The following is a 26,318-nucleotide window of genomic DNA, read 5'->3' as shown; positions in this document are numbered from 1 at the left end:
TCGCTGGCACCTGTGCACGGTGCACAGTGACGGCGCCATACTTCGTCGCCAGCAGCCATAGAATTGTCAATCGCGCCCGAATAGTGTTGTGGATCACACAATCATTCGAAAGGCGCTCTGGTCAATGCAGATCGGCTATCTCCCTTGGACGAAGTCCGCCCCCGTGACGGACCGGCCATGCTTCAGTGACGACAACAGCGAGTTGACCTACGGCGAGTTCACCGATCGGGTTGAGGCCGTCGCAGCGCAATTGGCCGACAACGCCATCTCCGCCGGCGATGTCGTCGCGATCATGCTGCCCAACCGGGTCGAGTTGGTGCTCGTGATGTTCGCGGCGTGGCGTCTTGGTGCCGTGGCCACGCCGATCAATCCTGCCTTCACCGCGACCGAGGCCGACTTCCAGATCAACGACTCCGGCGCGAAACTCGTGATCAACCTTGATGACGCGTCGCCGAACGCCGGCCGACCGACGCTTCATCTCGCCGACCTCGCGACCACAACCGACGCGACCTTGGCGCCACCGAACATCTGGCCAGACGATCTTGCTCTGCTTGTCTACACAAGTGGATCGACGGGCAAACCCAAGGGCGTCATGCTTTGCCACGGCAACTTATTGGCGATGGCCGAGCAGATGATCCAACGGGTCAACATCACCGAGGACGATCACTGCCTGCTGATCCTGCCGCTGTTCCACTGCAATGCGATTCTGGTCAGCGTTCTGACCCCGATGCTCGCGAATGCGCGCGTCACCGTCATGGGCAAATTCGCGCCGCTCCCCTTCCTCCAGTTGATCGAAGCGATCCGGCCGACCTACTTCTCCGGCGTTCCGACGATCTACGCCCTGTTGGCCGCGCTGCCCGAGGACGTCATACCCGACACGTCATCGCTGCGCGTCGCGATTTGCGGCGCGGCCCCCGTGTCACAGGAACTCCTCACCAAATCGGAAAGCCGGTTCGGTTTCGTCATGGTCGAGGGCTATGGCCTCACCGAGGGCACCTGCTGTTCGGCCTGCAATCCGATCGACGGCGTACGCAAGCTGGGTACGGTCGGTCCCGCAATGCCCGACCAAGGCATCAAAGTCGTTGATCCTGAGGGGAATGATTTGCCCGTCGGCGCCGAAGGCGAGGTCTTGATCAACGGTCCGACAGTCATGGTGGGCTATCTCAATCGGCCCGAGGAAACGGCCAAAACGATTGTCAACGGTTGGCTGCATACCGGCGATGTCGGGCGCCTCGACGAGGATGGCTATCTGACCTTGGTCGATCGCATCAAGGACATGATCATCCGCGGTGGCGAAAATCTCTATCCCAAGGAGATCGAGTCGACCCTGTATGAGGTCGAGGGTGTGCTCGAAGCGGCCGTCGTCGGCAAACCTGATCCGGTCATGGGCGAGGTCCCGGTCGCCTACGTCGCGATCTACCCCAACTCAAATGTCACCGTCGAAGAACTTCTGAGCCTGAATCCACCGATGTTGATCTGGGGTTGAGTGCGTCGTAACACGAGAATGCCCTCGTGTTGCGGGAAAATTGGAGCTGCTTAAGGTTCCAAATTCCGCGACACGAAGGACATCTCGTAAATGCAACTCTCTCATAAACGCCACGCTGTTTCAGCCTCGTTCGATGATCCGAATCTCGTGTCGGCCGCAGGTCTGGTCCCGGTTGTCAGGTTGGCCGAATCGGCGGGGCTTCGTGATCTGGCTGACAAACATCTGAGTGTTCCCACCGACAAGGGCGCAAATGCGGGTCTGAAGGTCATGTCTTTGGTTGCGGGGATGGTCGCCGGGGCTGACTCGATCGATGACATGGGTGTCCTTCGCCACGGCGGCATGAGGCGCCTGTTCAAGCATGTCTATGCGCCGTCGACGTTGGGGTCGTTCCTGCGAACGTTCACCTTCGGTCATGTCCGCCAACTCGACGCGATTGCCTCCCGCTTCCTGAAGGCACTCGCCACGAAGACGCCGCTGATCGCTGGTCTCGACGATGGCGACGACTATGTGATGGTCGACATCGACGACACCATCGTCGAGGTCCACGGCTATACCAAGCAGGGTTCTGGTTACGGCTATTCCGGTGTCCGCGGGCTCAACGCAGCAATCGTGACAGTGTCGACGAAACTGGCCGCACCTGTGATCATCGCCCAACGCATGCGCAAAGGCGCCGCGAACTCTGCGCGGGGTGCATCCCAGTTGGTCGCCGAAGCCATGTCAACCCTGAAGAAGCTCCAGAGGGCAGACACTCCGGGCAAGGTTTTGCTGCGCGCCGATTCAGCATTCTATGGCCATCCGACAATCAGTGCAGCGATCAAAACCGGCGCCGATGTGTCGGTCACGGCCAGGCTGGACCCGGCCGTCAAGGCCGCGATCACGGCCATCGGTGAGACCAACTGGCAGAAAATCGAATACACCCACCCGGTCTTCGACCAAGACACCGGCGAATGGGTGTCGCGGGCTGAGGTCGCCGAAATCGAATTCATCGCTTTCGCGTCACAGAAGAAAGCCCGCCATATTGCCGGGCGGCTCGTGGTCCGCCGAACCCCCACCCTCAACACCCAGGCCAAGAACGGCCAGTCCACGCTGTTCGACAGTTGGCGGTTCCACGCCTTCTTCACCACCAGCGATCTGGGAACCGTGGACGCGGACAAGACCCACCGCCAGCACGCGATCATCGAGCAAGTCCACGCCGATCTGAAACACTCGTCGCTGGCTCATCTGCCGTCAAAATCGTTTCCCGCGAACAGCGCCTGGCTGGTCCTGGCCGTGATCACATTCAACCTCACCCGCGCATCCGCAACCCTCACCGGACCGGGCCTGGCGAAAGCGACCACCGCCACGATCCGACGCAAACTCATCACGGTTCCGGCCCGAATCGCTTCCTCGGCCCGACGGATCGTGCTGCATTTGCCCGAAGGTTGGCAGTGGGAAACGGCCTGGAACGAACTACACAATGCCATCGGCTGCGGACCGCCAACACCGGCCGCTGCCTGACCATCCAGCCAACCGGCGCGACACGAAAACCCAGTGGACAACACGGACAACGAGGTCCGCCAGCCCCTCCTGCCCAAACGTCGACCCCGTCACCAAAATCAGAACCGACCACTCAAACGATGGGCATCGGTGGATTCAGGCTGAGCCACTGCCGGACCCACCTCACAAGAGTCAAGGTCCCGGTCAGCATCCACATCGTCGAGGCCCTGCCGAAAAACCCGGTGGGCAAGATCGACAAGCCGACCATACGCACCATGCTCCAACCCGCCTGAGACTCACTGCCAAGGAGAAACAATGGGCTACAAAACAGCCGACATGCCGCCGGTCGACCCAGCCGAGTTCGGCAGCGTCCCATTTCTGGACCGCATGAAACTGCTCGCCATCCACTGGTGCGAGTACGGCTTCGGCAGTCCCAAAGAGTTCCACATGCTCTACATCTTCAAAATGATCTTCTATGTCGTCGGTGGCGCGCTCATCGCCTGGGCGACCACCCCCGGCCTCGGCGGACTGCTCGACCTCGGCTCCTGGTGGAACGAGCCGCTGTTTTATCAGAAGCTGATGGTCTGGACGATCCTGTTCGAAATCTTGGGTTTGGCCTCCTCGTCGGGCCCGCTCGCCTTCAAATTCGGCCCACTCATTGGCGGCTGCCTCTACTGGCTCCGACCAGGCACCATCCGCATCGCGCCGTGGCCGACGAAAATTCCCGGGACCAGCGGCGACAGCCGCAACCTCTGGGATGTCACGTTGTATGCCGCTCTGTTGGTCAACATCCTGGTCATGCTCGGTATGCCCGGCAAAGACGTCGGCGGACTACCTTCGTGGATCGATGCGGGGCTGATGAACCCCATCCCGATTCTCACCTATCTGGTGCTGATCGTCGTCATGGGCTTGCGCGACAAAATCGTGTTCCTGGCCTCCCGCGCAGAGCAGTACCTTCCCACCCTGTTGTTCTTCGCGCTGTTCGGCTTGACCGACATGATCGTCGGCGCCAAGATAGCCATCGTCATCATCTGGATGGGTGCGGGCATTTCAAAGTACGGCCGGCACACCACCCTGGTCGTCGCGCCGATGCTGAGCAACACCCCGTGGATCACCTCGAAACGCTTCAAGCGCGCGCTCTATCGCGACTTCCCCAACGACATTCGCCCGTCTCGGATGACGAGTCTGATCACCCATATCGGCGGTTCGGCGGTTGAGCTGATTCTGCCACCGATCCTGCTGTTCTCCACCAACCGGACGGTGACGCTGCTCGCCATCATCGGCATGTTGTTGTTCCATGCCGTGATCACGTCCACCTTCCCGCTTGCCGTTCCGCTGGAATGGAACGTCTTCTTCATGTTCGCCGTCAGCTATCTCTTCTGGAACTTCCCCGCTGGCGATGGATACGGAGTGGGTGACTTCGGCAATGGCTGGCTGCTCGCTGCCGTCGTGGTGGGGCTGCTGTTCTTCCCGGTGCTGGGCAACCTTCGACCAGATCTCGTCTCGTTCCTACCCTCAATGCGGCAATACGCGGGCAACTGGGCATCGGCCTCGTGGGCGTTCCGCGGCGACAGTGAGGACAAACTCAATCAGTTCATCACCAAGCCGGCCTTGAACCAGGTCGACCAATTGTCGGCCGCTTACAGCCCCGAGGTTGCGGCCATCTTTATGGAAAAGCTGACCGCATGGCGGTCCATGCACAGTCAGGGACCCGCATTCCTATCGTTGATGATGCGTCACCTCGACTCCTTTGAGAACTACCGGTTGCGCGAAGCAGAGTCCACGCTGTCCACGATGGTCGGTTGGCAGTTCGGTGATGGCCATCTGTTGGACGAGCGGCTCATCGCCGCGATGCAGAAGCGCTGCAACTTCGAGCCCGGCGAGTTCATCTCGGTCCATGTGGAATCCCAACCCATTCACCGCAACTATCAGGAGTACCGCGTAATCGACGCGGCGCTCGGCGTGGTCGAACGCGGAACATATGTCGTCGCCGATGCTGCCGATGCCTATCCATGGCTGCCCGACGGCCCGATCCCTTACAAGATCACCTGGACCGCGCCGGGATATACGCCGCCAGAGCATTCACCGGTTGCGGCTGGCAGGCACGCCAACACCGACGTCCCGCCAGCAAGTCAGGAGATCATCAATCCCGTACTCCGAGACCTCGACACCAAGGAACATGGCAAGGTGGGTATGTGACGAATGCAGTCGTGGTCGGCAGCGGACCCAATGGGCTCGCTGCTGCCCTGACCCTCGCCGAGCAGGGTGTCTCGGTCCGGGTGCTGGAAGCCACCGACCGAATTGGCGGCGGCACCCACACGTCCGAGCTCACCGTTCCTGGCCTCTTGCACGATGATTGCTCCGCATTCCATCCGACCGGAGCCGCATCACCCTATTTTCAGACTCTCGACCTTGAGCAGTATGGGTTGCGCTGGCTGTGGCCCGAGATCGAGTTGGCGCATCCGCTCGATGGTGGGCGAGCCGGACTCCTGTGGCGCGACGTCGAACGGACCGCCGCGGGGCTCGGTGATGACGGCCCGGCTTGGTCGCGTCTCTTCGGTCGGACCGCCCGCAACTTTGATGCTCTCGCCGGCGATGTGTTCCGTCCGATCATCCACGTGCCCAAGCATCCGTTGAAGCTTGCCCATTTCGGTTTTCACTCGCTGCTCCCGGCGACGTGGACGGCCAAACGCTGGCACACCGACGAAGCACGCGGACTGTTCGGCGGCATCGCGGCGCACAAGTTCGGCACCCTGACGACTCCCCTCTCGACCTCGGTCGGTCTCATGCTCGGCGCCGCCGCCCATGCGTATGGCTGGCCGGTCGCTGAAGGCGGCTCTGCGGCGATCACCCGGGCGCTCACCGCCAAACTTGAACAGGCCGGTGGCCAGATCGAGACCGGCGTACGGGTGACGTCATATGACCAACTCGGCGGCGCCGACATCGTCATGCTCGACACCGCGCCCGATGCCGCCGCTCGGATCTTGGGTGAGCGGCTCCCCCGACGGGTCCGTCGTGCCTATCGGCGTTATTCCTATGGACCGGCCGCCTACAAGGTCGACTACGCGATTGAGGGCGACATCCCCTGGGACAATGCCGATGTTGGTCGCGCTGGCACGATCCATCTGGGCGGCTCGCTCGAGCAGATGGTCGACATCGAAGCGCAGACCGTTCGCGGGCAGATGCCCGAACAGCCGTTCGTTCTGCTCGGTCAGCAATATCGCGCCGATCCGAGCCGTTCCGGCGGCGATTCCGGGCTCAACCCGATCTACGCATATGCGCACGTACCGCACGGTTATTCCGGTGATGCGACGGCTGCGATCACAGCACAGATCGAGCGTTTCGCCACGGGATTCACCGAACGCATCAGGGCAACACATGTCCGTAACGTCGCAATGATGGAGTCCGACAACGCCAACTATGTCGGCGGCGACATCAGCGCCGGCGCCAACACCGCGCTGCAGATCGCAATGCGCCCCCGAATCGCGGTGAATCCGTATCAGACCGGTGTCGATGGCGTATATCTGTGCTCGTCGGCGACCCCGCCCGGCGGCGGCGTCCATGGGATGGGTGGCCACAACGCTGCGCTCTCGGCGTTGAGTCGCCTTTCGCGCTAGCAGTTGGCCGAACCGAGGAGCCGCATATGGATGAAAGCGACGAAGTTATCGCGATGGTGGCCGAGGTCGGTCGTAGCCTCAAGACCCGCGAGCGCGTCATCGTCGATGCGATGAGCACCATGATGGCCGCTGATGTTCATGGTCTCGATCAGGATCCCGGCCTCGTGGAGTTGCTGTATGCCAGCGTCGAGGGCAATATCAGCACGATCTTCCACATCCTGATCAATGACATCTCGTTGGAACATCTCCAGCCCACAACCGCCGCCGTCGAGTACGCCATACGGCTCGCCCAGCGCGGGGTGCCAAGCCACTCATTGCGACGGGCCTATCACGTTGGCCAGGCAAGACTGATCGAAGACTATTTCGCCGAGGTTCAACAACTCGACTGCAGCGCCGAGCTCAAAGTCCAGGTCCTGCACAAGTTGACGAACGTCGCCAGCGCCTACATCGACTGGATCACCCAGTATGTCGCCGATGCCTATGACACCGAATGGAAACGCCGCATTGCCGCCGGCGGCAACATGGTGTCATCGCTGGTCAACCGGCTGCTGGACGGCCAAACGGTTAATGAGCAGGCCTTCGCTGCCGAGACCGGTTACCAACTCGACCAGTTCCACATCGGTGCGGTGTTGTGGCTGCCCGAGGGCAATCTCGCTCAGGACGCAGTCATGTCGCTGGAGCATTTCGCCCAAGAATTATCGCGCATCGGCCGGACTGTCACCACGCCGATCTTTATCGCCCTGGAACACAATCTCGCCTGGGCTTGGTTCGCCCGCGGCACCAATCAGCATCCCGTCGACATGGTCACGGTTCGCGCCTTGGCGGCACAAGCGCCCGGCCGAATCGCCCTCGGACTTCCCCAGCACGGCGTCGAGGGCTTTCGGCGTACTCACGTGCAAGCACTAGCCGCGCGCAGTCTGGCGCTCCAATGCAAGACCGAGATGGACAACGCCATCTCTTTCGGTGACCCAGGCGTCGCGATCGTGTCCACCCTGTCGCGTGACCTCGACTCGACCCGCGCGTGGGTCCGCGAACAGCTTGGCCCGCTCGCTGCCAACACCCCAGCCGCGGCACGATTGCGCGACACTCTGCATACTTTCATGTCGACCGGACGGAGCTACACCGAATCGGCGGCACTGCTCAACCTGCACCGCAACTCGGTGAAGTACCGCGTCGAGAAGGCTGTGCAAGAACGCGGGCGACCACTCGACGACGGCCGACTCGACCTCGAGCTGGCCCTGCAGGTGTGCCACATCATCGGCGCTCAGGTGCTCTGAAGCCAGTCCAACGCATTGTCGGTGAGGGCATGCCCCGCCAGCCGGCTGAGCGCCTCCCGCGTAAGCGTTTCGTCCTTGAGTGCGGCGGTGTCCGATCCGAACGACTCGTAATAAGCAGCATCCTGATCGATCCACCCATTCAACACCTCGGGCCGAACCTCAGGGTGAAACTGCCACGCGATGACCCGCCCGGCCCGGCTCGTGTCGATGAAGCATTGTTGGCCGGCCGCCGAGGTCGCGAGAACGGTCGAGGTGGGCGCAGCCTCGAACACATCTTTGTGCAACTGGGCCCACGGCCCGGGCGGGCACAGGACCGTGTCATCGGTGTCGACCATCTTCCAACCCAACTCTGGCTTGCCATTGGCATAGGAGGTGCCACCGAGCGCACGAGCCATCAACTGGGCGCCATAACAGATTGCGATCACGGGGATGCCGGCATCGAGTGCAGCAAGCGCGAAGCAGGATTCGGCGGCGACCACATCGACATTCGCCGGTTCGTGCGCGCTCAGGTGCGATCCGAGCAGGACAACGAGTTCGGGCGTTGCAAGCGAGTCGAACGTCGGCATCGCCATCCGATCGACCAGGTGCAAGTCGGCGCCGCGCGTTTCGAGCCGCTCCCCGACGAATCCCGGCTCGCGGCCAGCCCGGTCATCGCAGACCACATACGTGCGCATAGTGGCATCGTAGAAGGCCCACAAGAATCATGGTTGCGATTGGATTTCTTTGACCCAAATCGACCCGCTCGTCGTGGTACGTTCACGCTGAACTTCTACTGGAGGAAAACATGCGCAAAAATCGTTCTCTACTGTCGACCGTCGGCGTCGTTGTCGCGGCCTCAGCACTCCTACTCACCGGCGCCTGCGGGAGCTCGAGTGACAATAACAAGTCCGACACGACGAAGCCGGCCACCAGCGCAAAAGTCGATGCCAAGCTCGCCGCGATGGTCCCCGACGCGGTCAAGAAGGACGGCAAGGTCATTGTCGCCACTGATGCCACCTATGCGCCGATGGAGTCGGTCGACGCCGACGGCAAGACCGTCATCGGCGTCGACCCCGACCTCGGCAAGGCGCTCGGCGATGTCCTCGGCGTCAAGTTCGTCTTCAAGGCCTCAAGCTTCGACGCGATCATCCCGGGCCTCGCTTCGGGCAAATACGAGCTCGGCATGTCGTCTTTCACTGACACCAAGGAGCGCGAGAAGGTCGTCGATTTCGTCACCTACTTCAAGGCCGGTACCGATCTCTTGGTCCCCGCCGGAAACCCGAAGAAGCTCTCCACCGAGGATTCTTCGCTGTGCGGCATGACAGTTGCGGCCGAGAGTGGCACGATCCAAGCTGATGACATCGCCGCCCGCGCCAAGAAGTGCGCCGCCGATGGCGAGAAGAAATTGACGTCGAAGGTCTACCCTGACCAGAGCGCGGTGAACCTTGCGCTTGCCTCAGGCCAGATCGACGCATCGCTCGCCGATTCCGGCGTTGCCGGTTACATGGCCGAGAAGTCCAACAACAAGTTTGAAGTTGTTGGTTCGCCATACGAGACAGCCCCGTACGGCATCGCAGTTCCAAAAGACGATGGTGACTTCACCAAGGCACTTCAGGGTGCCATCCAGAAGATTATCGATGACGGTACCTACGCAACGATTCTCAAGAAGTGGGCCGCCGACGGCGGCGCAATCACCACGTCCGAGATCAACGCAGCACAAAGTTAAGGAAATCCGTTGACAGCCAGAGACCAGAGACCGGCGATGTCAGCCGGCGATGCCGCCGATATCAAAGCAATCCCGGTTCGGCATCCTGGTCGCTGGTTGTCGACAGTCATCGTGCTGTTCGTGCTCGCCATGTTCGTACGGTCCCTCACGACCAACCCGAACTACCAGTGGGGTGTCGTCCGCGAGACCCTGACGACACGCTCGATTTTGATCGGGCTGACGCACACGATCGAGTTAACGATTATTTGTATGGCCATCGGCATCGTCGGTGGCGTCATCCTCGCGGTGATGCGATTGTCGGCCAATCCGGTGGTGTCGATCGTGAGTTGGGTCTACATCTGGTTCTTCCGTGGAACCCCATTGCTGGTTCAGATCCTGTTCTGGGGTTTCCTCGGCGCGCTCTACAAAACGATCACGGTCGGATTGCCGTTCGGTGGGCCTGCGCTCGGCAGCTGGGAGACCAAGGACCTGATCACAGTGTTCATGGCCGCGGTTCTGGGTCTCGCGCTCAATGAGGCGGCCTACATGGCCGAGATCGTCCGTGCTGGCATCCAGTCGGTCGATGAGGGACAAGTCCGAGCCGCGCAATCGCTCGGCATGTCCAAACTGTTGACGATGCGACGGATCATCCTGCCGCAAGCGATGCGAGTGATCATCCCGCCAACGGGCAACGAGACCATCTCGATGCTCAAGAACACTTCGCTGGTTTACGTTATCGCTTACCCCGACTTGTTGTATGCCTCGACTCAGATCTACGCCCGCACCTATCAAACAATTCCGGTGCTGCTCGCGGCCAGCATTTGGTATCTACTTGTCACTTCCATCCTCACCGGTGGCCAGTATTACGTTGAGCGCCATTACTCCAAGGGCTCATCCCGAGAGCTGCCACCGACGCCACTGCAACGCATCCGCCGGCTCGTGTTGAAGCAACATTTCGTCCCTAGTGACACGCCCAAGGCCGCACCGATGTTCTTCCCGGGAAGCAGGAGCCAATGACCACCCCCATGGTGTCCGCAAAGGGCGTCTGCAAACGCTACGGACGGCTAAAGGTACTCAACGGCATCGATCTCGAAGTCCAACCAGGCGAAGTCATGTGCATCGTGGGACCGTCCGGCTCCGGCAAATCGACATTCTTGTACTGCATCAACCATCTTGAGAAGATCAATTCGGGTCGGCTAGCCGTCGACGGTGAACTCGTCGGCTACCGCGAGAGCAAAGGCAAGCTCTATGAGCTGCGCGATCGCGAAGTTGCGGGCAAGCGCCGCGAGATCGGCATGGTGTTCCAGCACTTCAACTTGTTCCCCCATATGACGGCACTGGGCAATGTCATCGAAGCACCGATGCGGGTTGGCGGGAAATCTAAGAAGCAGGCCACCGCCAAGGGGCGCGAGCTGCTCGAACGCGTCGGTCTGGGCGACAAGCTCGACTCCTACCCCTCACAGCTCTCCGGCGGTCAGCAACAGCGCGTGGCGATTGCTCGCGCACTGGCTATGGAGCCGAAGCTGATGCTGTTCGACGAGCCGACCTCCGCCCTCGATCCCGAACTCGTCGGCGAGGTCCTTGACGTCATGCGTGAATTGGCCAAGTCCGGCATGACGATGGTTGTCGTCACCCATGAGATGGGCTTTGCCCGCGAGGTCGGCGACAAACTGGTGTTCATGGACGGCGGCGTGGTCGTCGAGTCCGGTAGCCCCCGTGACATCTTGGCCAACCCCCAAGAGGAGCGCACCAAGTCATTCCTGTCCACGGTGCTCTAACTCCGTCAACCAGTTACTTGGTGTAGATCGGTACGGCGAGGTCGCGGCCCATTTGGAGGCCGGCAGCGCTGGGCAGCGAGTTGAGCTTCATGATGTCGTCGACCGTGTCACGGATGTCGCCGGTGGGATTGGCGACCGCCGCAATCTGCCACAGCGTCTGGCCGGCCTTGACCGTAATCGTCTGGGTCGCGGTCGGTGTGCCGGATTGATTGGTGGCGGCAGTCGAGCCACCGAGTGTCACGCCGAGCAGCAGCAGCACCGCGATCGCCGCGAGGACGATCGTGAGCCGGCCACGACGCGTCAGCCGGACTGGGCGCGATCCGCTCGGATCCACCGCGCGCAGATGACCCACAGCATGCAAATGACGCTGCGGACGCTGCGCGCCGGGTGAGTGAATGGCCGGTGCGTAACTAATCGCGATGCTGCTCATGATTGCCTCCATGGGGAAGTGAGACTCTTAACGTTTGGCGTGTCCGACCGACCATTCGATCTGGGGGAACATACGTTCGATCGAACACATGTACGAAGATACTCGAACCCACTGACAGAATCCAGCATTGTTCGAACATATTTTCGAATACTGTCGATTCGAGCGGCGAACTGTCCATCCATTAGGGTCGATCCATGGTGATTCCCCGCCTCAAGACCGCGTGGCGACAGGCCTCGAAGGATCAAATTCCGCTGCTTGCTGCCGGCGTGGCGTTTTATGGCTTCCTGTCGCTTTTCCCGGCGCTGATCGCCGGAGTCCTGCTCTACGGCCTCATTGCCAGTCCCGCTGCCGTCACCGAGCAGTCAGCCAAACTTGCCGATGCGCTCCCCGCTGATGCGGCTTCGCTCATCGCTGGCCAGATGACGTCGATCACCGCAACCACGAGCGGCTCATTGGGCTTCGGTCTGATCCTGGCGGTTCTCGTCGCTCTGTGGAGTGCGTCGGGCGGCGTCGGCAATCTGATAGCGGCGCTCAACACAGCCTTCGGCTGCTCAGAGAGCCGCGGATTCATTCAACGCAAATTGCTGGCGCTCAAATTGACCCTCGCGGGCATCTTTTTCGTGATGATACTTGTCACGCTAGTCGCGGTCGCCCCCATCGCCTTTGACGCGATCGAGATTGTTCCCGGATTGCGTTTGCTGCTCGAACCGGTGCGGTGGGTGGTACTGCTGGGAGCCGTCCTCGGCACGATCTCCGTGCTTTATCGAGTCGCGCCCAACCGAGAGCGAGAGGCCATCACACGTACCGGAGTCGTCGCAGCGACAGGTATCTTCCTCACCGCCGCGTTAGGATTCTCGCTCTATGTCGACAACTTCGGCAGCTACGGGAAGACCTACGGCGCTCTGGCCGGCGTCGTTGCACTGCTGTTGTGGTTGTGGGTCAGCGCGTACGCGATCCTGTTCGGCGCCGAATTGGAAAAGGTACTTGCCGCGGAACTGCCAGACGAACCAGCAGCAGACGAACCGGAACCAGACGCATCAGAATCAGGCGCGCCTGCACCGGCTGAACAGGCAGGCGAGCGATAGCCTCGTCGTATGCGAGATTTTTACCCAACCATCGAGCCCTACGAAACTGGAATGCTTGCCGTCGGCGACGGACAAGAACTCCGCTACGACATCTCGGGAAACCCAGAGGGCAAGCCCGCGGTCTACCTGCATGGTGGGCCCGGCGGCGCCTCGAGCCCCGACCAGCGCCGCGTGTTCGATCCGCAAAAATATCGCATCGTCACCTTCGACCAGCGTGGTTGCGGCCAGTCGACACCCCATGTCAGCAGCCCCGACGCCGATCTAGCCAACAACACCACGTGGCATCTCGTCGCCGACCTCGAACGACTGCGTGCACACCTGGGTATCTCGATGTGGCTGGTCTGCGGCGGATCATGGGGCTCGACCTTGGCGTTGGCCTATGCGCAGGCCCATCCAGCCAGGGTCAGCGAACTTGTCCTACGTGGCATTTTCACGCTACGCACCACCGAACTCGACTGGTTCTATGAAGGCGGCGCGGCGGCGATCTTCCCCGATCTGTGGGAGGACTTCCTCGCACCCGTCGCAGAGGCGGATCGCGGACACCTGATTGAGGCCTACTCACGACTGCTGCACGACACCGATCCAGCGGTCTGCCGGGCGGCGGCAAAGGCGTGGTCGCGTTGGGAGTCCTCAACGATCACGCTGCTGCGCGACACCGAGTTGGTCGATCATTTCACGACGGACGACTTTGCGGTCGCCTTCGCACGGATCGAGAATCATTACTTCATGAACGGCGGCTGGATGACCGACGGCCAGCTCATCCGGGACGCGAGCAAGCTGGCCGACATACCCGGCGTGATCATCCAAGGTCGCTACGACATGTGTACGCCCGCCTGCACCGCTTGGGATCTGCATAAGGCCTGGCCACAAGCCGACTTCCAGCTGATTCCCGATGCCGGGCATGCGTTCTCCGAGCCGGGAACCCGGTCGGCGATCATTGAGGCGACGGATCGCTTCGCGTCCTAACGCCGGTGGCTGCTAGTTGCGGACCGCGACGACGATAAGGGTAATTGCGCCGATGACGACGAGCAAGGCGAGGATTGCGCTCAAGATCTCCCAGTGAACCCGGTCGCCACGCGGCATCAACGTCTCGGAAAGGTCGACCTCGAAGTCCGGCATCAATAGCTGTAGGTCGGCGTCGGCAGCATCCGCGTGTCCGGACGACGCCAGCAGCGCACGCGCAGCAGCCTCAATGCCAGCCTGATCGGCCGCGGTCGTTTGGCCAACGCCTTGAATCTCAAGATCCCATTGGCCGGCTGCCCGCTTCCCAACGACGAGATAGCTCATCGCGACATACTTTTCTTGAGTTTGCGTCTGCCCATGAATCGAATCGCCGGCTCGACCCGCATCATCGGTCCGGGTGCCATGCTCGACACCCTGGACATGACGCCGCGATAGACCGGCATCGTGCGATAGACGCGCCGGCTGCCGAACATATCGACCAGGGCTCGTGCCACCGCCGCAGGTTGATAGAACGTGCCGGCGGCGATGAGCGCGCGGGCATCGCCGTCCGCCTGCATATCGGCGACCATCTTGGTGTCGACCCCGTCGGGGCAAATCGCGTGCGGACGAATCCGGTCCTTCCGCAGCTCCGCGCTCAACGACGTGGTGAGGCTGAGGACGGCTGCCTTCGTCGCGGCGTAGACGCTCAGCCCCGGCACCGGGCCGTGGGCGCTCAGCGACGCGACAATGCCGATGTCGCCGCCTCTGATACCCGAGTTGGCCTGCGTGCGGAACACCGAGGTAGCAGCCCGCACGCCCCACATTACCGACAGGAAATTGACGTCCACGAGGGTGCGGATCTGATCACTTTCGAGCTCCGACAGCGCGCCGTCAAAGCCGACACCTGCATTGCATACCCAGGCGCCGAGCGGCGCGTAGGTGCATGCCCGTGCGGCCATCGTCGTGTTGGCCGCCTCGTCAGTAACATCCAGGGCGAGGCCTGCAACCGCACCAATCTCACGAGCCGTACGCTCGGCTTGCTCGGCATCGAGATCAGTCACGATGACCTCGTAGCCACGACCTACCAACTCGGCGGCAATTGCCCGACCGATGCCGCGCCCAGCGCCGGTCACGACGGCTGAACGCGGGTTCTTCGAAGTGCTCAGCGACTTTTTCATTGGGCCAACCTTGAGATCAGGGCGCGACACGCCTATCGAACATATGTTTGATTAAACATCAGTCTTGGGACTAACCTGACGTCATGAGCGACGATACCAATGCCGATATCACCGAACTCCCCGATGGCCCTGCCGATGCAACCGGGTTGACTCCGCGGCAGCGCAAAGTCCTCGAATTCTTGCGGACCGAGATCGAGAAGCGCGGCTATCCGCCCAGCATGCGTGAGATCGGTGCCGCAGTCGGTTTGGCCAGTTCTTCCTCCGTGGCGCACCAACTCCGTACGCTTGAACGACTCGGCTTCGTTCGTCGCGACCCCAACCGGCCGCGTGCCCTTGAAGTATTCCTCCCCGGTGTGATTGCCGCCCGTCGCTCTTATGGCTCGGCCAGCGAGAGCGATTTCGATGAAACCGATATCGACAACTCGCACCCTGCGGCGGCCTACGTTCCGCTCATCGGACGCATTGCCGCCGGCGGTCCAATCCTTGCCGAACAACGCACCGAAGACATCTTCCCGTTGCCAAAATCATTGGTTGGCGACGGCACGCTGTTCCTGCTTGAGGTGCAGGGCGACTCAATGCTTGATGCCGCGATCTGCAGCGGCGATTATGTCGTAGTCCGCCAGCAGCCAGTTGCCGAAAATGGCGAGATTGTTGCCGCCATGCTCGATGGCGAAGCAACGGTCAAAACGTTCCAGCGCAAAGACGGCAAGGTGTGGCTGCTGCCGCACAATGCCGACTACTCCCCCATCGACGGCACCCACGCCACGATTCTGGGCAAAGTCACAACCGTCCTGCGGAAGGTCTAAGTCCGCAGGGTCTATGTCCGTAAGGTCTGGGGCCGCAGGGTCTATGTCCGCAAGGTCTGGGGCCAAGTCGGTTCAGCGTTTGGCTGCCAGCGCGCTTTCGACCATGTCGGCGAGCGTGTAACTCATCTGCCAGTCGAGGTCACGCGTGGCAGTGGCGCCCGAGGCAACAATGCGGGCCGGATCACCGGGCCGGCGGGCCGCAATCGTGGGCTCGAAGTCTCGTCCGGTCGCGGTGGCAAACGCGGTCATGATCTGCCGTACCGAAACGCCGTCACCGCTACCGAGGTTGTAGATCCGATCTAGCGGTGTTCCCGCCCGGAGTGCCTTTGCCGCTGCGACGTGCGAGCGCGCCAGATCGGCAACGTGGATGTAGTCGCGCACGCAGGTGCCATCGGGCGTGTCATAGTCATCGCCATTGATTTGCGGTATGCGTCCCTCGTCGAGCGCTTTAACGACCAGCGGGAAGAGATTGTGCGGGCTGGTGTCGTAGAGCCAGTCAACGCCGGACCCGACCACATTGAAGTAGCGCAGCGAGGTATGGCGAAGTTCGGTTGCTCGGGCTTGATCGCGTAATAGCCACTCGCCAATCAACTTGCTCTCGCCATAGGGTGATTCCGGCTTCGTCGCCGTGGCCTCGGTGACCAGCGCAACATCGGGGGTTCCATAGACCGCAGCGCTCGAAGAGAACACCAACTGCTCGACGCCTTCGGCCGCCATAGCCGCCAGAAGCGTGGCGGTGCCAGTCACATTCTGCTCATAGGTATGCAGCGGTCGTGTCACCGAAACTCCGGCGTACTTGTAGCCAGCAAGATGAACGACACCCGTCACCCCATGCTCGACGATGGTCCGCCGGACGAGGTCGGCATCGAGAATTGTGCCTTCGACAAAGGGCACACCGTCGCCGACGAACTCGCGATGTCCACTCGAGAGGTCGTCGATGACGACCGCATCGAGTTCGGCCTCAGTAAAAGCATGGACAACATGCGCGCCGATATAGCCGGCGCCACCAGTGACAAGGAAGGACATGTCGTGAGTCTATTTGGTGGGCGACGGATCCGACGCCGCAGCGTCGAGCCGTTGTAGGGCCGAAATGACCATGGCCTTGTCCGTCGTGCGCCACATCGGCGCCAGTGAGCCAGCCAAGAAGCTGCCGTAGCGGGCTGTCACCAACCGTGGATCCAGAACTGCGACAACGCCTTTGTCGGTGGAGCGACGAATCAGTCGGCCACTCCCCTGCGCCAACAGCAGCGCCGCATGGCTCGCCGCCACCGTCATGAAGCCATTGCCGCCGTGTTTCTCGACGAGCCTTTGGCGGGCGCTCATCAGCGGATCGTCGGGCCGTGGGAACGGGATCCGATCGATGATGACGAGCTGGCAGGTTGCACCGGGCAGATCGACGCCTTGCCATAGGCTCAACGTGCCGAACAGGCAGGTCGTCGGGTTGTCGGCGAAGCGACGCGCAAGCTCGGGTAGCTGCGCATCACCCTGACACCAGATGTCGATGTCCGGCAGGATTTTGCGGACCTCTTCGGCGGCGTATTCGGCGGCCCGGCGCGAGGAGAATAGGCCAAGCGTACGACCACCAGCCGCCTTGATGAGCGAGCAAATTTCGCCGATCTGCGGGGCGGCCAGACCGTCGCGCGCTGGCGGTGGCAGGTGTTTGGCGACATACAGGATGCTCTGGCGCGGATAGTCAAATGGCGAGCCGACATCGATTGCTTCCCACGGCACTTCATCATCATCAGGCCGCAGGCCGAGGCTGCGTGCAATCGATTCGAAGCCGCCACCCAATTTGAGTGTGGCGCTGGTCAGCACGACAGTCTTTTCACCGAATAGCTTGTCGCGCAGACTCAGCGACACATCGATTGGCGCGATGTGCAGTTGACGACCATTGCGGCCATCGCTGACCCACAGCACCTCGGTCTCGCCCTTGCTGCCCATGCGTTCGGCAATCTTGCGAACTTCGTCGACCATGCCGCGGGCCTGTTGGCGGCCCGCATCTGGTTCGGCATTGTCGGTCTCTTTTGGAAATGCTGACCAACAGGCACGGGCGGCATCCCGTACGAGTGCGAGCACCTGTTGCAGCGGTTGTTCGAGGGTGTCGAGGCGACCTTCTTCGGTCCGGGACAACACATCGGCAAGCGCATCGGCAGCGTCGGTCAAATCATCTGCCTCGGTGCCGTCGACGCAATTGCGGGCCCGCCGGGCAGCGCGTTCGACCGTGACCGAGTTGAGTTCATCGGTCGAGGCCTGCGTGACCCGGGCCGCGAGCTCGTGCGCCTCATCGACGATGACGGCGTCGTATTCGGGCAACATCGGTACGCCGTCAATTGCGTCGATCGCCAACAGCGCATGATTCGTGACGATGACGTGAGCATCCTGGGCGTCTTCACGGGCCAGTTCGGCGAAGCACTCATTGCCGTATGGGCATTTTGCGGCGCCAAGGCATTCGCGTGCGCTGACACTCACCTGGCGCCAAGCTCGATCGGTATGTGACGGCGCGGCATCACGGTCCGCGATGTGACCACCCTCAGCCTGCTCCTCTGCCCAGGTGCGGAGCTCAAGCACCTCGGCACCCAGCGAGCCCTCAGGCACCTCGATCAGAGCGCCCTGATCATCGGGAGCGCCTTCGCGGATGCGATGCAGACAGGCGTAGTTGCTACGGCCCTTGACGACGGCATAATGCGGCACCGAGGTCATCGTGGCGCGCGCGGCGTCCTTGAGCGCAGGTAGGTCACGCTCGACGAGCTGATGTTGGAGATTCAGTGTCGCGGTGGCGATGACGACACGGTTGTGATGGAGCAGACTGGGCACCAAATAGGCCAAAGACTTGCCGGTGCCGGTGCCGGCTTGGACGAGCAGATGCCGCTTCTGTTCAAGCGCGCTGGCCACCGCTTCGGCCATTTGGAGTTGTCCGGGCCGATCATCGCCGTCGACAGCCGAGACTGCTGCATGCAGTACGGCGCGGACATCGGGCTTTTCACTCACTGTCGAAGGTTACCGGCATCGGTGATGGCATACCGACCGTTGTCCACAGACCCCGACTTAGCCAAGTTCGAGGTGGCACGCGTCGGGATCGAAGAACGGCAGCAATTCGGTCGAATCGGGATCGCCGCCAGCGTTCTTGACGATGCCACGAACAAGCCCCAGATGAACCGAGCAAACCACATCGGGCTCGCGTTCGGCAGCACCGATCATGGGGCACGCTCGTAGGCGCATCCGGCCTGCGACCGGCACTGGATCGGGATCAAATCCCAACTCATCGAGCATCGACAACACTCGGCGGCGGACACCATCGCCGTCGGCCGAGGGCGGCAGATTCGGATCAACGATTCCGCTGCTCCAATGTTCGCCAGCCTCGATCGCGGCGCTGCGCGGGTCCGCGCTCATACGCGCCAGTTGATCGGCAAGGGCGACCGCTAACCCTTCATAACTAGTGTCATGGGTCAGCGCGAGCGCGGTGGCGCGGTAATGCCACGGTGGCCGTCCTCGGCCCGACGGCGTGGCGCGTTCGCGGGTGACCAATCCGGCTTCGAGCAGCACGGCCAGATGTTCACGAACCGTATTGGGGTGCGAGCCGACACCCTCGGAGAGTTGCCCGATCGGGGACAGGCCATCTTGCTCAATGAGGCATTCCAGCACTCGTCGGCAGGGCCCGGAAAGTGCTACCGATGAGCTAATGTGGGACCTACTCTTAATCACGGTACCTACCGTAATAAACTTTTGATGACTTTACCAGAGGAGTACAGCATGGAGCTCAATCTATTGTCCGACGAACAGGGCCTCCCGGTCCTTGACGCCCGGTCCATTCCGCACGCGATTCGCCACGGCGCGGTGTTCGGCGCGCTCGATTCGGTCCGCGTCGGAAGCGGCATCGTCTTGGTCGCTCCGCACGATCCACAGCCACTGCTCGGCCAGCTCGAACGCCGCTCCCCCGAGACGTTCGAGGTCAGCTATCTGCAGCGCGGACCCGAGGAATGGCACCTACAGATTCTCCGCACCAAGACCGACTGACAGCAACGGCCACACGCGGGAGTTCAGTCGCGGGAGTTCAGGCGCGGGAGTTCAGGCGTAAGCCGCCAGGGCTCCCGCGAGTTCTGCGCTCACGCGCGCGATGACATGAGTGCCCTCGCCGATGTGCTCGATCGATTCAATGTCACCGTGCGCGTGAATCTGGTTGAGCAAATCACCGCGCGCATACGGGAGCACGACATCAACACGCGCAGCCGGTGTCGGTAGATCGGCCTCAATTGCGTTGAGTAGTTCGTCGAATCCTTCGCCGGTATGTGCACTGACGACCACCGCATGTGGCTCCCGTGCGAGCAAGCGTGCGATGACCGATGGATCAGCCAGATCGGCCTTGTTGATCACGATGATCTCGGGGATTTCGGTCGCGTTGATCTCCGCGAACACTTCGCGTACGGCGGTTATCTGGCCCTCGGGATCGTGATGTGATCCGTCGACCACATGCAGAATTAAGTCCGCCTCAGCAACTTCTTCGAGTGTTGATCGGAATGCCTCGATGATCTGATGCGGCAGGTGGCGTACGAAGCCAACGGTGTCCGACAAGGTGTAGATGCGTCCATCAGAGGTCTCGTTACGACGCGTGGTCGGGTCGAGCGTTGCGAACAGTGCATTCTCAACCAAAGCGCCAGCATCGGTGATCCGATTGAGGATGCTCGACTTGCCAGCATTGGTGTAGCCGGCAATTACGACGGCAGGGATTTCATGGCGGCGGCGCTGGGTCTTCTTGGTCGCGCGCGTCACCTTCATTTCCTTCAGTTCGCGGCGTAACTTGGCCATCTTGGACTGGATACGGCGTCGATCGGTCTCGAGTTTCGTCTCACCAGGGCCGCGGCCGCCGATGCCCTCGCCGCCAGCAGCCTGGCCACCGGCCTGACGAGACAGATTGCCACCCCAGCCACGTAGCCGCTGATTTTGGTATTGCAATTGGGCAAGTTCGACCTGCGCCTTGCCCTCCTTGGATTTAGCGTGTTGGGCAAAGATGTCGAGAATCAGCGCGGTTCGGTCGACGACCTTGACCTTGATGCGGTCCTCAAGGTTGCGTAACTGACTCGGCGCGAGTTCACCATCGCAAATAACGGTGTCGGCATTGGTCGCCGCGACCGCAGCGCGGAGCTCTTCAACCTTGCCGCTGCCAATGTAAGTGGCCGGGTCCGGTTTATGGCGGCGTTGGATCAGTGCATCCAGAACTTCCGAACCTGCAGTTTCGGCAAGCAGTTTGAGCTCAGTCAGCGAGTTCTCGGCGTCCGCGGCGCTGCCGCTAGTCCATACGCCGACCAGGACGACACGCTCGAGCCGCAGTTGGCGGTACTCGACCTCGGAGATGTCCTGAAGTTCGGTCGAAAGGCCCGCGACACGGCGGAGGGAATGGCGTTCTTCGAGTTCGAGACCCTCAGTGCTGCCGTCGGTCATATGAGCCACTCCATCTCGCCGCGTGCGACGATTTCAGCTGGGCCGGTCAGAATCATGTGGTTGTCCTCGGCCCACGTCACCTGAACGGTGCCGCCGGGGACGTCCACACGATAGGTCACCGGTCGATCAGCGCAATCGGCAAGCGCCGCCGCCACACCAACCGCACAGGCACCCGTACCGCAGGATCGCGTCTCACCGGAGCCACGCTCATGCACTCGCATCGCAACATGTCGCTCGCCGGCGCGTACGACAAACTCGATGTTGACCCCGTTGGGGTATGCCTCACGGTCATAGCCCGGCTCATCGAGCAGCGTCCCGGCGTCGGCAAGACGCTCGATGAAAGCGACCGCATGCGGATTGCCGGTCTCGATGTGTTTGGCTTCCAAGAAGCGCTCGGCGACCTGAATCTTAGTGCTGTCGAAAATCTCTGGAACGCCCATGTCAACGCTAATCTCGGCGCCCTGGAACGTAACGGTCTTGACCCCGTCGCGGCTGCCAATCGCAACCGGACCATCAGCGTCGATGAGGCCCTCCTGCTTGAGGTGCAGCGCGAACACCCGGATGCCGTTGCCACACATCTCGCTGATCGATCCGTCAGCATTGCGGTAATCCATAAACCATTCAGCCGACTGACCCGCAAATGCCGGATCCGGGAGGTCGGCGGTGCGGATCACGCGCATTACGCCATCGGCGCCGATGCCGCGCCGCCGCTGGCAGATCGCTGCGACAAAGGCCGGATCAAGATCGCCGTGGATCGATCCGTCATGGTCCGGGAGCAGCACGAAGTCATTCTCCGTACCGTGCCCCTTGAGCCAAGGAAATCCCATAGCCGAAGTCTACCGGCCCCAGCCCCCGGCCCCAGGATTTGAAGCCTTACGTCCGCGATCTGATGCCTTGCCTGGACAAACGCTCTGCGGGAAGCCACCTAAGGCTTCAGATCGCGGGGTCAGATCGCGGGTCTTAGGATCTGCAGGGTTTCTTTGAGTTTGTCGGCCGAGTCGTGGGTGATCCACTGGATGCGGGGATCTTTGCGAAACCATTGACCCTGTCGACGGGCGAACTTGCGGGTGCCGATGATCGTCAGTTCCCGCGCCTCGGCCTCGGTGCTGTCGCCACGCAGAAAGTCGAGGACTTGCGAATAGCCGAGCGCCCGACTTGCGGTCAGCCCGGATTCAAGACCCGCCGCGCGAAGCCCCCGAACCTCCTCGACAAGCCCCTGCTCCCACATGTGATCGACACGTTGCGCAATGCGTTCGTTGAGGATTTCTCGGGGAACGTCGATGCCGATGACAGTGACGTTGGCGTAGGCATATTCAAGTGCGGGCAGCGTCGCGGCGTACGGCTTGCCGGTCAATTCGATGACCTCCAATGCTCGTACGATGCGCCGCCTGTTGGTCGACAAGATGTGAGCGGCGGCATCGGGATCGCGCGACGCGAGCTCCTCATGCAATGCAACTGCGCCACGCGACTCGAGCTCGGCCGTCCACCGTGCGCGGATAGCCGGATCGGTGCCCGGGAATTCGAACCGATCGAGCACCGCCCGTAGATAGAGCGCGGAGCCGCCGACCAAGATCGGCGTGACGCCCCGATGCATACAATCAGCGATCGCAGCACGTGCCCAGAGTTGAAACTCGGCGACAGTTGCGGGCTCCGTGATATCGAGAATATCGAGCAGGTGGTGCGGAATTCCAGCCCGTTCGTCGACGGTCAGCTTCGCCGTGCCGATGTCCATTCTGCGATAAATCTGCATCGAATCAGCGTTGACGATCTCGGCGTTCCCCAGCGATTGTGCGAGCGCAACGGCCAGATCAGATTTGCCCGCCGCGGTTGGGCCGATGATGGCCACGATGCGGTCGACAAGGGACATAACGTCAGTCTCGCAGGTAATGTCATGCCATATGGGGGCGGTATCGCTCATCACCAACGAGAAAAGGACGAATTAATGGGACTCCTCGACCGGTTCAAAGGGCATGCCGACGAATTGAAGAATAAGGCCGCCGACCTGGCTGCCAGCAACAGCGACAAGATCGATGCCGGCCTGGAAAAGGCCGCCGACCTGGCCAACAAAGCCAGCAAGGGCAAATACGAGGACAAGATCGATGCGGCCGCCGACAAAGCGAAGGATGCCGCCGACAAACTCGGCGACAAGTCCTGATTCAGCGTTCGACCGACCAACTGGCTACCCAGTAGCCGACGCCGAAGGGCGCCTCATCATAGCGCAATTGCGCGGTGATTGAGGCGCCCTTCTGCATTTCGTCGGTGGTCGCTCGACCGAGCAATTTGAGCGGCGCGGCTCCCCCGCACCACAGATCGGCGGCGAGCTCGCGGTCAATATTGGCGAGCATCCCGGCATCGCCCACGGCGAGCGCAGCGGCGATGGATGCGTCGAAGGCTTCCGCTCGATCATCGAAATAGCCCGGCGCCTCACTGGTCCGCTTGGCACTTCCGTCCGCCATCACCAATAGGGCGGTACGGCCGCGCGGCTCGACTCCACCGGTCACGTACGCCCGCGACCCGGTCCAGCCATGACGCTCTAACAGCCAAGCCCCGACCGTCAGACCCAGCGGTAACTCATCGCTGGCACCGCCAACATGTAAGTCGACGCCGTAAGGCTTGAAGCTGCCGCCCGCGTGCCGGTCCCAGAAGTGATCGGGCGCGCCCGCCCCGATGACCGCAATGTGCTCCAAGTCCTTACTCAACAACTCTTCCATCGCCGCATCGCAGGCCGCGCGCAACTCATCGAGATCGGCGGCAGCGCCCTGTGCAACTTCCGGAACGAGCATTGGCGGGTGGGGGCAGATGGCGGCGGCAACGATCATGCTTCGAGGGTAGCCACAGAATAATTCCGTACGTTGACAGCGCCACAGTTGTTCCCGCCCAACGACCACCGCATGGAATGATCATCAGGTGACTATTGGGTATGCGGATTATCGGCCCCCGCCTCCTCCACCGCAGCCGCCTATACGCCGCAGGTGGTTCTGGCTCGCGCTCGGTCTGTCGCTCGGTGGCTTCATCGTCACGGCGGTCGGTCTGATTGCTCTCATCGTCGTCGGCAGCATCGACCGCAAGGGCTCCATCGAGAATCCCGATATTCTTCGGGTGGCCAAATCAGGGTGCACCAACCTGCGAGCCACCATGAACCATTTTCCGATCAAGGGTTCGCCCGACGAGCAGGCGGACGCGATCAATGCCCAAAATCAGGCGATTGACCAGCTGGTTCAAAAAGTGCGCGCGCTCGATCCAGCGCTGTTGCGCGCAGATAAGCCAACGTTGGCATGGACCAACGACTGGGAAAGTTTGATCAGAGCGCGGTCGGACTATGCCGACTCGCTCCGTATGCGCTCGCCGGCCGCCATGACACAACCCACCGACGGACACGGCCACTCAATTATCGACCGAATGAATTACGCGTCGTCGCCCGATTGCCGTATCCCGAAGTCGTTATTTGACCCTTATCCGCGCGATCCGGGCGAAGCTATCTGAGTATGCCCTCGCTTGGTTGCTCGCGTTAGATCGAGCAGACCGAGTCAACTGGCGTCAGCGGTTCCGGCACACCGAAGGCCGGCATACCGAGCCCAACGCTCATCACTTCGGTCCGTCCGTCGCGCCGCTCCCATGCATCGCCCGCGGTCGTACGTCGCACCGATTTCGGCGCTCCGTCACTGACGAGGTGATGCGGCGCGGCCTGAGTGATGGCAACCTCGACCATATCGCCGGGACGAACCTCAGCATCGCCGACCTGAAAGTGCACCAACCGATTGTCTCGTGCACGGCCGGTCATACGGTGGGTCGCGCCGTCCTTTCGGCCTTCATGGTCGGACACAAGGAGTTCTACCGTCGTGCCGATGAGCAACTTGTTCTCAGCCCAGGAAATCTCGTTGAGCACCGCAACCAGCCGGTCATAGCGGTCTTGAACGATCCCCTTGGGGACCTGCTGTTCCATCGACGCTGCCGGGGTGCCTGGCCGCTTGGAATACTGGAAGGTGAAGGCATTCGTAAACCGCGCTTTGCGGACGACATCAATCGTCTGCTGAAAGTCTTCCTCAGTTTCACCGGGAAAGCCGATAATGATGTCGGTCGTGATCGACGCCTCGGGCATTGCCGTCCGCACTCGATCGATGATGCCGAGATATTTTGCCTGCCGGTAAGAGCGCCGCATCGACTTGAGAATCACATCCGAACCCGATTGCAGGGGCATATGCAGTTGCGGCATGACGTTGGCAGTCTCCGCCATCGCGGCAATGACGTCGTCGGTGAAATCCTTGGGGTGCGGGCTGGTGAAACGCACCCGTTCGAGCCCTTCGATCTCGCCACAGGCGCGGAGCAACTTGCCGAATGCCTGCTTGTCGCCGAATTCAACACCATACGAATTGACGTTCTGGCCCAACAAGGTGACCTCAACGACGCCATCGGCGACCAATGCCTTGATTTCGGCCAGGATGTCACCGGGACGGCGGTCTTTCTCGGTGCCGCGCAGCGCCGGGACGATGCAGAACGTGCAGGTGTTGTTGCAGCCGACGCTGATTGACACCCATGCGGCAAACACTGAGTCACGTTTGGACGGCAGCGTCGACGGGAAGACATCGAGCGATTCGAGGATTTCGACTTGGGCTTCCTGCTGTATGCGGGCACGCTCCAGCAGCACCGGCAGCGAACCGATGTTGTGGGTGCCGAAGACGACGTCGACATACGGGGCGCGCTTGGTGATCGTGTCGCGGTCCTTCTGCGCAAGGCAGCCACCGACGGCGATCTGCATATCCGGCTTCTGATCCCGCTTGACCGAGAAGAGTTGGCTGAGGTTGCCATAGAGTTTGTTGTCGGCGTTCTCGCGCACGGCACAGGTATTGAACACGACAACATCGGCCGGCTCGGCGCTGGCGTTGCGGGCGTAGCCGGCGGTCTCGAGCAATCCACTCAGCCGCTCGGAGTCGTGGACATTCATCTGGCAGCCGTAGGTGCGCACTTCATAGGTTTTCGTCATGACCAGTCAAGGATACGTGGCGGTCGAACCCGGCATGCGACACCTGCGCGAGATTGTCGAGTTGTGTCAATTCGGCTACGGCATACATCCGGCTTTGCCATGTGATGACCGCCACTACTAGATTGCTGTCTATGCCTGAACG

Annotated in this window: 27 protein-coding genes; 15 read left to right on the top strand and 12 right to left on the bottom strand. The window is 61.5% G+C overall.

Going from position 1 to position 26,318, the window contains the following annotated elements; genetic code table 11:
* Positions 1-88 precede the first annotated feature (88 nt).
* The 5 genes from AC2YB9_RS08070 (at position 89) to AC2YB9_RS08050 (ending at position 7,856) form a co-directional block, all read left to right on the top strand.
* The gene (locus AC2YB9_RS08070; RefSeq protein WP_487268319.1) at positions 89-1,486 is read left to right on the top strand and encodes a class I adenylate-forming enzyme family protein; all 1,398 of its coding nucleotides are present in this window, start codon (positions 89-91) and stop codon (positions 1,484-1,486) included.
* A 90-nt stretch (positions 1,487-1,576) separates the two neighbouring features.
* Entirely contained in the window at positions 1,577-2,983 is a 1,407-nt protein-coding gene (locus AC2YB9_RS08065) for an IS1380 family transposase (protein ID WP_487267148.1), read from the top strand.
* 294 nt (positions 2,984-3,277) lie between these two features.
* Positions 3,278-5,161 (top strand): DUF3556 domain-containing protein, encoded by a 1,884-nt coding sequence (locus tag AC2YB9_RS08060; protein ID WP_487268318.1) that lies wholly within the window; start codon positions 3,278-3,280, stop codon positions 5,159-5,161.
* A complete protein-coding gene (locus AC2YB9_RS08055; protein ID WP_487268317.1) occupies positions 5,158-6,579 on the top strand; it encodes a phytoene desaturase family protein in 1,422 nt (473 codons plus the stop codon). The genes AC2YB9_RS08060 and AC2YB9_RS08055 overlap by 4 nt, the downstream gene beginning before the upstream one ends.
* Before the next feature lie 26 nt (positions 6,580-6,605).
* Positions 6,606-7,856, top strand: coding sequence for a PucR family transcriptional regulator (locus AC2YB9_RS08050; protein ID WP_487268316.1), 1,251 nt, complete (start codon positions 6,606-6,608; stop codon positions 7,854-7,856).
* Here the strand turns inward: AC2YB9_RS08050 and AC2YB9_RS08045 are convergent.
* The gene (locus AC2YB9_RS08045; RefSeq protein ID WP_487268315.1) at positions 7,844-8,530 is read right to left on the bottom strand and encodes a type 1 glutamine amidotransferase; all 687 of its coding nucleotides are present in this window, start codon (positions 8,528-8,530) and stop codon (positions 7,844-7,846) included. The two genes, AC2YB9_RS08050 and AC2YB9_RS08045, sit on opposite strands and share 13 nt — an antisense overlap.
* 110 nt (positions 8,531-8,640) lie before the next feature.
* Here AC2YB9_RS08045 and AC2YB9_RS08040 point away from each other — a divergent pair, with 110 nt between their 5' ends.
* The 3 genes from AC2YB9_RS08040 to AC2YB9_RS08030 are packed head-to-tail and all read left to right on the top strand — an operon-like array spanning position 8,641 to position 11,318.
* Positions 8,641-9,561: an ABC transporter substrate-binding protein gene (locus AC2YB9_RS08040; protein WP_487268314.1), complete on the top strand. Its 921-nt coding sequence runs from the start codon at positions 8,641-8,643 to the stop codon at positions 9,559-9,561.
* A 36-nt stretch (positions 9,562-9,597) separates the two neighbouring features.
* Entirely contained in the window at positions 9,598-10,557 is a 960-nt protein-coding gene (locus AC2YB9_RS08035; protein ID WP_487268313.1) for an amino acid ABC transporter permease, read from the top strand.
* Positions 10,554-11,318, top strand: a complete 765-nt coding sequence (locus AC2YB9_RS08030; RefSeq protein WP_487268312.1) for an amino acid ABC transporter ATP-binding protein — start codon at positions 10,554-10,556, stop codon at positions 11,316-11,318. Before AC2YB9_RS08035 ends, AC2YB9_RS08030 begins: the two co-directional genes overlap by 4 nt.
* Before the next feature lie 13 nt (positions 11,319-11,331).
* Here AC2YB9_RS08030 and AC2YB9_RS08025 read toward each other — a convergent pair whose 3' ends face one another.
* Entirely contained in the window at positions 11,332-11,748 is a 417-nt protein-coding gene (locus tag AC2YB9_RS08025; RefSeq protein WP_487268311.1) for a LysM peptidoglycan-binding domain-containing protein, read from the bottom strand.
* Between the two features lie 194 nt (positions 11,749-11,942).
* On the opposite strand from AC2YB9_RS08025, the gene AC2YB9_RS08020 reads away from it, so the two are divergent.
* Together AC2YB9_RS08020 and pip are read left to right on the top strand one after the other, a co-directional pair.
* Entirely contained in the window at positions 11,943-12,833 is an 891-nt protein-coding gene (locus AC2YB9_RS08020) for a YihY/virulence factor BrkB family protein (protein ID WP_487268310.1), read from the top strand.
* A gap of 9 nt (positions 12,834-12,842) precedes the next feature.
* Positions 12,843-13,799: a prolyl aminopeptidase gene (pip, locus tag AC2YB9_RS08015; RefSeq protein WP_487268309.1), complete on the top strand. Its 957-nt coding sequence runs from the start codon at positions 12,843-12,845 to the stop codon at positions 13,797-13,799.
* Positions 13,800-13,811: 12 nt separating this feature from the next.
* Here the strand turns inward: pip and AC2YB9_RS08010 are convergent, their stop codons facing one another.
* Together AC2YB9_RS08010 and AC2YB9_RS08005 are read right to left on the bottom strand one after the other, a co-directional pair.
* Positions 13,812-14,120, bottom strand: coding sequence for a hypothetical protein (locus AC2YB9_RS08010; protein WP_487268308.1), 309 nt, complete (start codon positions 14,118-14,120; stop codon positions 13,812-13,814).
* Positions 14,117-14,953: an SDR family oxidoreductase gene (locus tag AC2YB9_RS08005; RefSeq protein WP_487268307.1), complete on the bottom strand. Its 837-nt coding sequence runs from the start codon at positions 14,951-14,953 to the stop codon at positions 14,117-14,119. The genes AC2YB9_RS08010 and AC2YB9_RS08005 overlap by 4 nt, the downstream gene beginning before the upstream one ends.
* 83 nt (positions 14,954-15,036) lie before the next feature.
* On the opposite strand from AC2YB9_RS08005, the gene lexA reads away from it, so the two are divergent.
* A complete protein-coding gene (gene lexA, locus AC2YB9_RS08000) occupies positions 15,037-15,759 on the top strand; it encodes a transcriptional repressor LexA (RefSeq protein ID WP_487268306.1) in 723 nt (240 codons plus the stop codon).
* A 72-nt stretch (positions 15,760-15,831) separates the two neighbouring features.
* Here lexA and galE read toward each other — a convergent pair whose 3' ends face one another.
* From galE to AC2YB9_RS07985, 3 genes are read right to left on the bottom strand one after another with little or no spacing between them, the layout of a single operon-like run.
* Positions 15,832-16,785 carry a UDP-glucose 4-epimerase GalE gene (gene galE / locus AC2YB9_RS07995; RefSeq protein ID WP_487268305.1) on the bottom strand — a complete coding sequence of 318 codons (954 nt, stop codon included), beginning with the start codon at positions 16,783-16,785 and terminating at the stop codon, positions 15,832-15,834.
* A 9-nt stretch (positions 16,786-16,794) separates the two neighbouring features.
* On the bottom strand, positions 16,795-18,747 hold the full coding sequence (locus AC2YB9_RS07990; RefSeq protein ID WP_487268304.1) for an ATP-dependent DNA helicase: 1,953 nt from the start codon (positions 18,745-18,747) through the stop codon (positions 16,795-16,797).
* A 57-nt stretch (positions 18,748-18,804) separates the two neighbouring features.
* The gene (locus AC2YB9_RS07985) at positions 18,805-19,461 is read right to left on the bottom strand and encodes a helix-turn-helix transcriptional regulator (protein ID WP_487268303.1); all 657 of its coding nucleotides are present in this window, start codon (positions 19,459-19,461) and stop codon (positions 18,805-18,807) included.
* Positions 19,462-19,509: 48 nt separating this feature from the next.
* Between AC2YB9_RS07985 and AC2YB9_RS07980 the strand changes: the two genes are divergently transcribed.
* On the top strand, positions 19,510-19,773 hold the full coding sequence (locus tag AC2YB9_RS07980) for a DUF2249 domain-containing protein (protein ID WP_487268302.1): 264 nt from the start codon (positions 19,510-19,512) through the stop codon (positions 19,771-19,773).
* A 51-nt stretch (positions 19,774-19,824) separates the two neighbouring features.
* On the opposite strand, the gene hflX is transcribed toward AC2YB9_RS07980, so the two are convergent.
* From hflX to miaA, 3 genes are all read right to left on the bottom strand, one after another.
* A complete protein-coding gene (hflX, locus tag AC2YB9_RS07975; protein ID WP_487268301.1) occupies positions 19,825-21,195 on the bottom strand; it encodes a GTPase HflX in 1,371 nt (456 codons plus the stop codon).
* Positions 21,192-22,022 carry a diaminopimelate epimerase gene (gene dapF, locus AC2YB9_RS07970; protein WP_487268300.1) on the bottom strand — a complete coding sequence of 277 codons (831 nt, stop codon included), beginning with the start codon at positions 22,020-22,022 and terminating at the stop codon, positions 21,192-21,194. The genes hflX and dapF overlap by 4 nt, the downstream gene beginning before the upstream one ends.
* A gap of 119 nt (positions 22,023-22,141) precedes the next feature.
* Entirely contained in the window at positions 22,142-23,062 is a 921-nt protein-coding gene (gene miaA, locus AC2YB9_RS07965) for a tRNA (adenosine(37)-N6)-dimethylallyltransferase MiaA (RefSeq protein ID WP_487268299.1), read from the bottom strand.
* A gap of 75 nt (positions 23,063-23,137) precedes the next feature.
* Between miaA and AC2YB9_RS07960 the strand changes: the two genes are divergently transcribed.
* Entirely contained in the window at positions 23,138-23,350 is a 213-nt protein-coding gene (locus AC2YB9_RS07960; RefSeq protein ID WP_487268298.1) for an antitoxin, read from the top strand.
* A gap of 1 nt (position 23,351) precedes the next feature.
* On the opposite strand, the gene AC2YB9_RS07955 is transcribed toward AC2YB9_RS07960, so the two are convergent.
* The gene (locus tag AC2YB9_RS07955; protein ID WP_487268297.1) at positions 23,352-24,014 is read right to left on the bottom strand and encodes a class III extradiol dioxygenase subunit B-like domain-containing protein; all 663 of its coding nucleotides are present in this window, start codon (positions 24,012-24,014) and stop codon (positions 23,352-23,354) included.
* An 88-nt stretch (positions 24,015-24,102) separates the two neighbouring features.
* On the opposite strand from AC2YB9_RS07955, the gene AC2YB9_RS07950 reads away from it, so the two are divergent.
* Positions 24,103-24,678 carry a hypothetical protein gene (locus AC2YB9_RS07950; RefSeq protein WP_487268296.1) on the top strand — a complete coding sequence of 192 codons (576 nt, stop codon included), beginning with the start codon at positions 24,103-24,105 and terminating at the stop codon, positions 24,676-24,678.
* 25 nt (positions 24,679-24,703) lie between these two features.
* Here AC2YB9_RS07950 and miaB read toward each other — a convergent pair whose 3' ends face one another.
* Positions 24,704-26,176: a tRNA (N6-isopentenyl adenosine(37)-C2)-methylthiotransferase MiaB gene (gene miaB, locus AC2YB9_RS07945; RefSeq protein WP_487268294.1), complete on the bottom strand. Its 1,473-nt coding sequence runs from the start codon at positions 26,174-26,176 to the stop codon at positions 24,704-24,706.
* Here miaB and AC2YB9_RS07940 point away from each other — a divergent pair.
* A complete protein-coding gene (locus AC2YB9_RS07940; protein ID WP_487268292.1) occupies positions 26,175-26,297 on the top strand; it encodes a hypothetical protein in 123 nt (40 codons plus the stop codon). The two genes, miaB and AC2YB9_RS07940, sit on opposite strands and share 2 nt — an antisense overlap.
* Positions 26,298-26,318 lie beyond the last annotated feature (21 nt).

The sequence above is a fragment of the Aeromicrobium changchenzhani genome (assembly GCF_057586615.1).
The sequence above is the reverse complement of the archived record's forward strand: the minus strand, read 5'-3'. Positions and strand labels throughout refer to the sequence as shown.

Excerpts from the sequence above, each read along its gene's own strand:
- AC2YB9_RS08065 (WP_487267148.1), top strand. The coding sequence starts at position 1,577 with ATGCAACTCTCTCATAAACGCCACGCTGTTTCAGCCTCGTTCGATGAT.
- AC2YB9_RS08060 (WP_487268318.1), top strand. The coding sequence starts at position 3,278 with ATGGGCTACAAAACAGCCGACATGCCGCCGGTCGACCCAGCCGAGTTC.
- AC2YB9_RS08050 (WP_487268316.1), top strand. The coding sequence starts at position 6,606 with ATGGATGAAAGCGACGAAGTTATCGCGATGGTGGCCGAGGTCGGTCGT.
- AC2YB9_RS08045 (WP_487268315.1), bottom strand. The coding sequence starts at position 8,530 with ATGCGCACGTATGTGGTCTGCGATGACCGGGCTGGCCGCGAGCCGGGA.
- AC2YB9_RS08040 (WP_487268314.1), top strand. The coding sequence starts at position 8,641 with ATGCGCAAAAATCGTTCTCTACTGTCGACCGTCGGCGTCGTTGTCGCG.
- AC2YB9_RS08035 (WP_487268313.1), top strand. The coding sequence starts at position 9,598 with ATGTCAGCCGGCGATGCCGCCGATATCAAAGCAATCCCGGTTCGGCAT.
- AC2YB9_RS08030 (WP_487268312.1), top strand. The coding sequence starts at position 10,554 with ATGACCACCCCCATGGTGTCCGCAAAGGGCGTCTGCAAACGCTACGGA.
- AC2YB9_RS08025 (WP_487268311.1), bottom strand. The coding sequence starts at position 11,748 with ATGAGCAGCATCGCGATTAGTTACGCACCGGCCATTCACTCACCCGGC.
- AC2YB9_RS08020 (WP_487268310.1), top strand. The coding sequence starts at position 11,943 with ATGGTGATTCCCCGCCTCAAGACCGCGTGGCGACAGGCCTCGAAGGAT.
- pip (WP_487268309.1), top strand. The coding sequence starts at position 12,843 with ATGCGAGATTTTTACCCAACCATCGAGCCCTACGAAACTGGAATGCTT.
- AC2YB9_RS08010 (WP_487268308.1), bottom strand. The coding sequence starts at position 14,120 with ATGAGCTATCTCGTCGTTGGGAAGCGGGCAGCCGGCCAATGGGATCTT.
- AC2YB9_RS08005 (WP_487268307.1), bottom strand. The coding sequence starts at position 14,953 with ATGAAAAAGTCGCTGAGCACTTCGAAGAACCCGCGTTCAGCCGTCGTG.
- lexA (WP_487268306.1), top strand. The coding sequence starts at position 15,037 with ATGAGCGACGATACCAATGCCGATATCACCGAACTCCCCGATGGCCCT.
- galE (WP_487268305.1), bottom strand. The coding sequence starts at position 16,785 with ATGTCCTTCCTTGTCACTGGTGGCGCCGGCTATATCGGCGCGCATGTT.
- AC2YB9_RS07980 (WP_487268302.1), top strand. The coding sequence starts at position 19,510 with ATGGAGCTCAATCTATTGTCCGACGAACAGGGCCTCCCGGTCCTTGAC.
- hflX (WP_487268301.1), bottom strand. The coding sequence starts at position 21,195 with ATGACCGACGGCAGCACTGAGGGTCTCGAACTCGAAGAACGCCATTCC.
- dapF (WP_487268300.1), bottom strand. The coding sequence starts at position 22,022 with ATGGGATTTCCTTGGCTCAAGGGGCACGGTACGGAGAATGACTTCGTG.
- miaA (WP_487268299.1), bottom strand. The coding sequence starts at position 23,062 with ATGTCCCTTGTCGACCGCATCGTGGCCATCATCGGCCCAACCGCGGCG.
- AC2YB9_RS07960 (WP_487268298.1), top strand. The coding sequence starts at position 23,138 with ATGGGACTCCTCGACCGGTTCAAAGGGCATGCCGACGAATTGAAGAAT.
- AC2YB9_RS07955 (WP_487268297.1), bottom strand. The coding sequence starts at position 24,014 with ATGATCGTTGCCGCCGCCATCTGCCCCCACCCGCCAATGCTCGTTCCG.
- AC2YB9_RS07940 (WP_487268292.1), top strand. The coding sequence starts at position 26,175 with ATGACCAGTCAAGGATACGTGGCGGTCGAACCCGGCATGCGACACCTG.
- miaB (WP_487268294.1), bottom strand. The coding sequence starts at position 26,176 with ATGACGAAAACCTATGAAGTGCGCACCTACGGCTGCCAGATGAATGTC.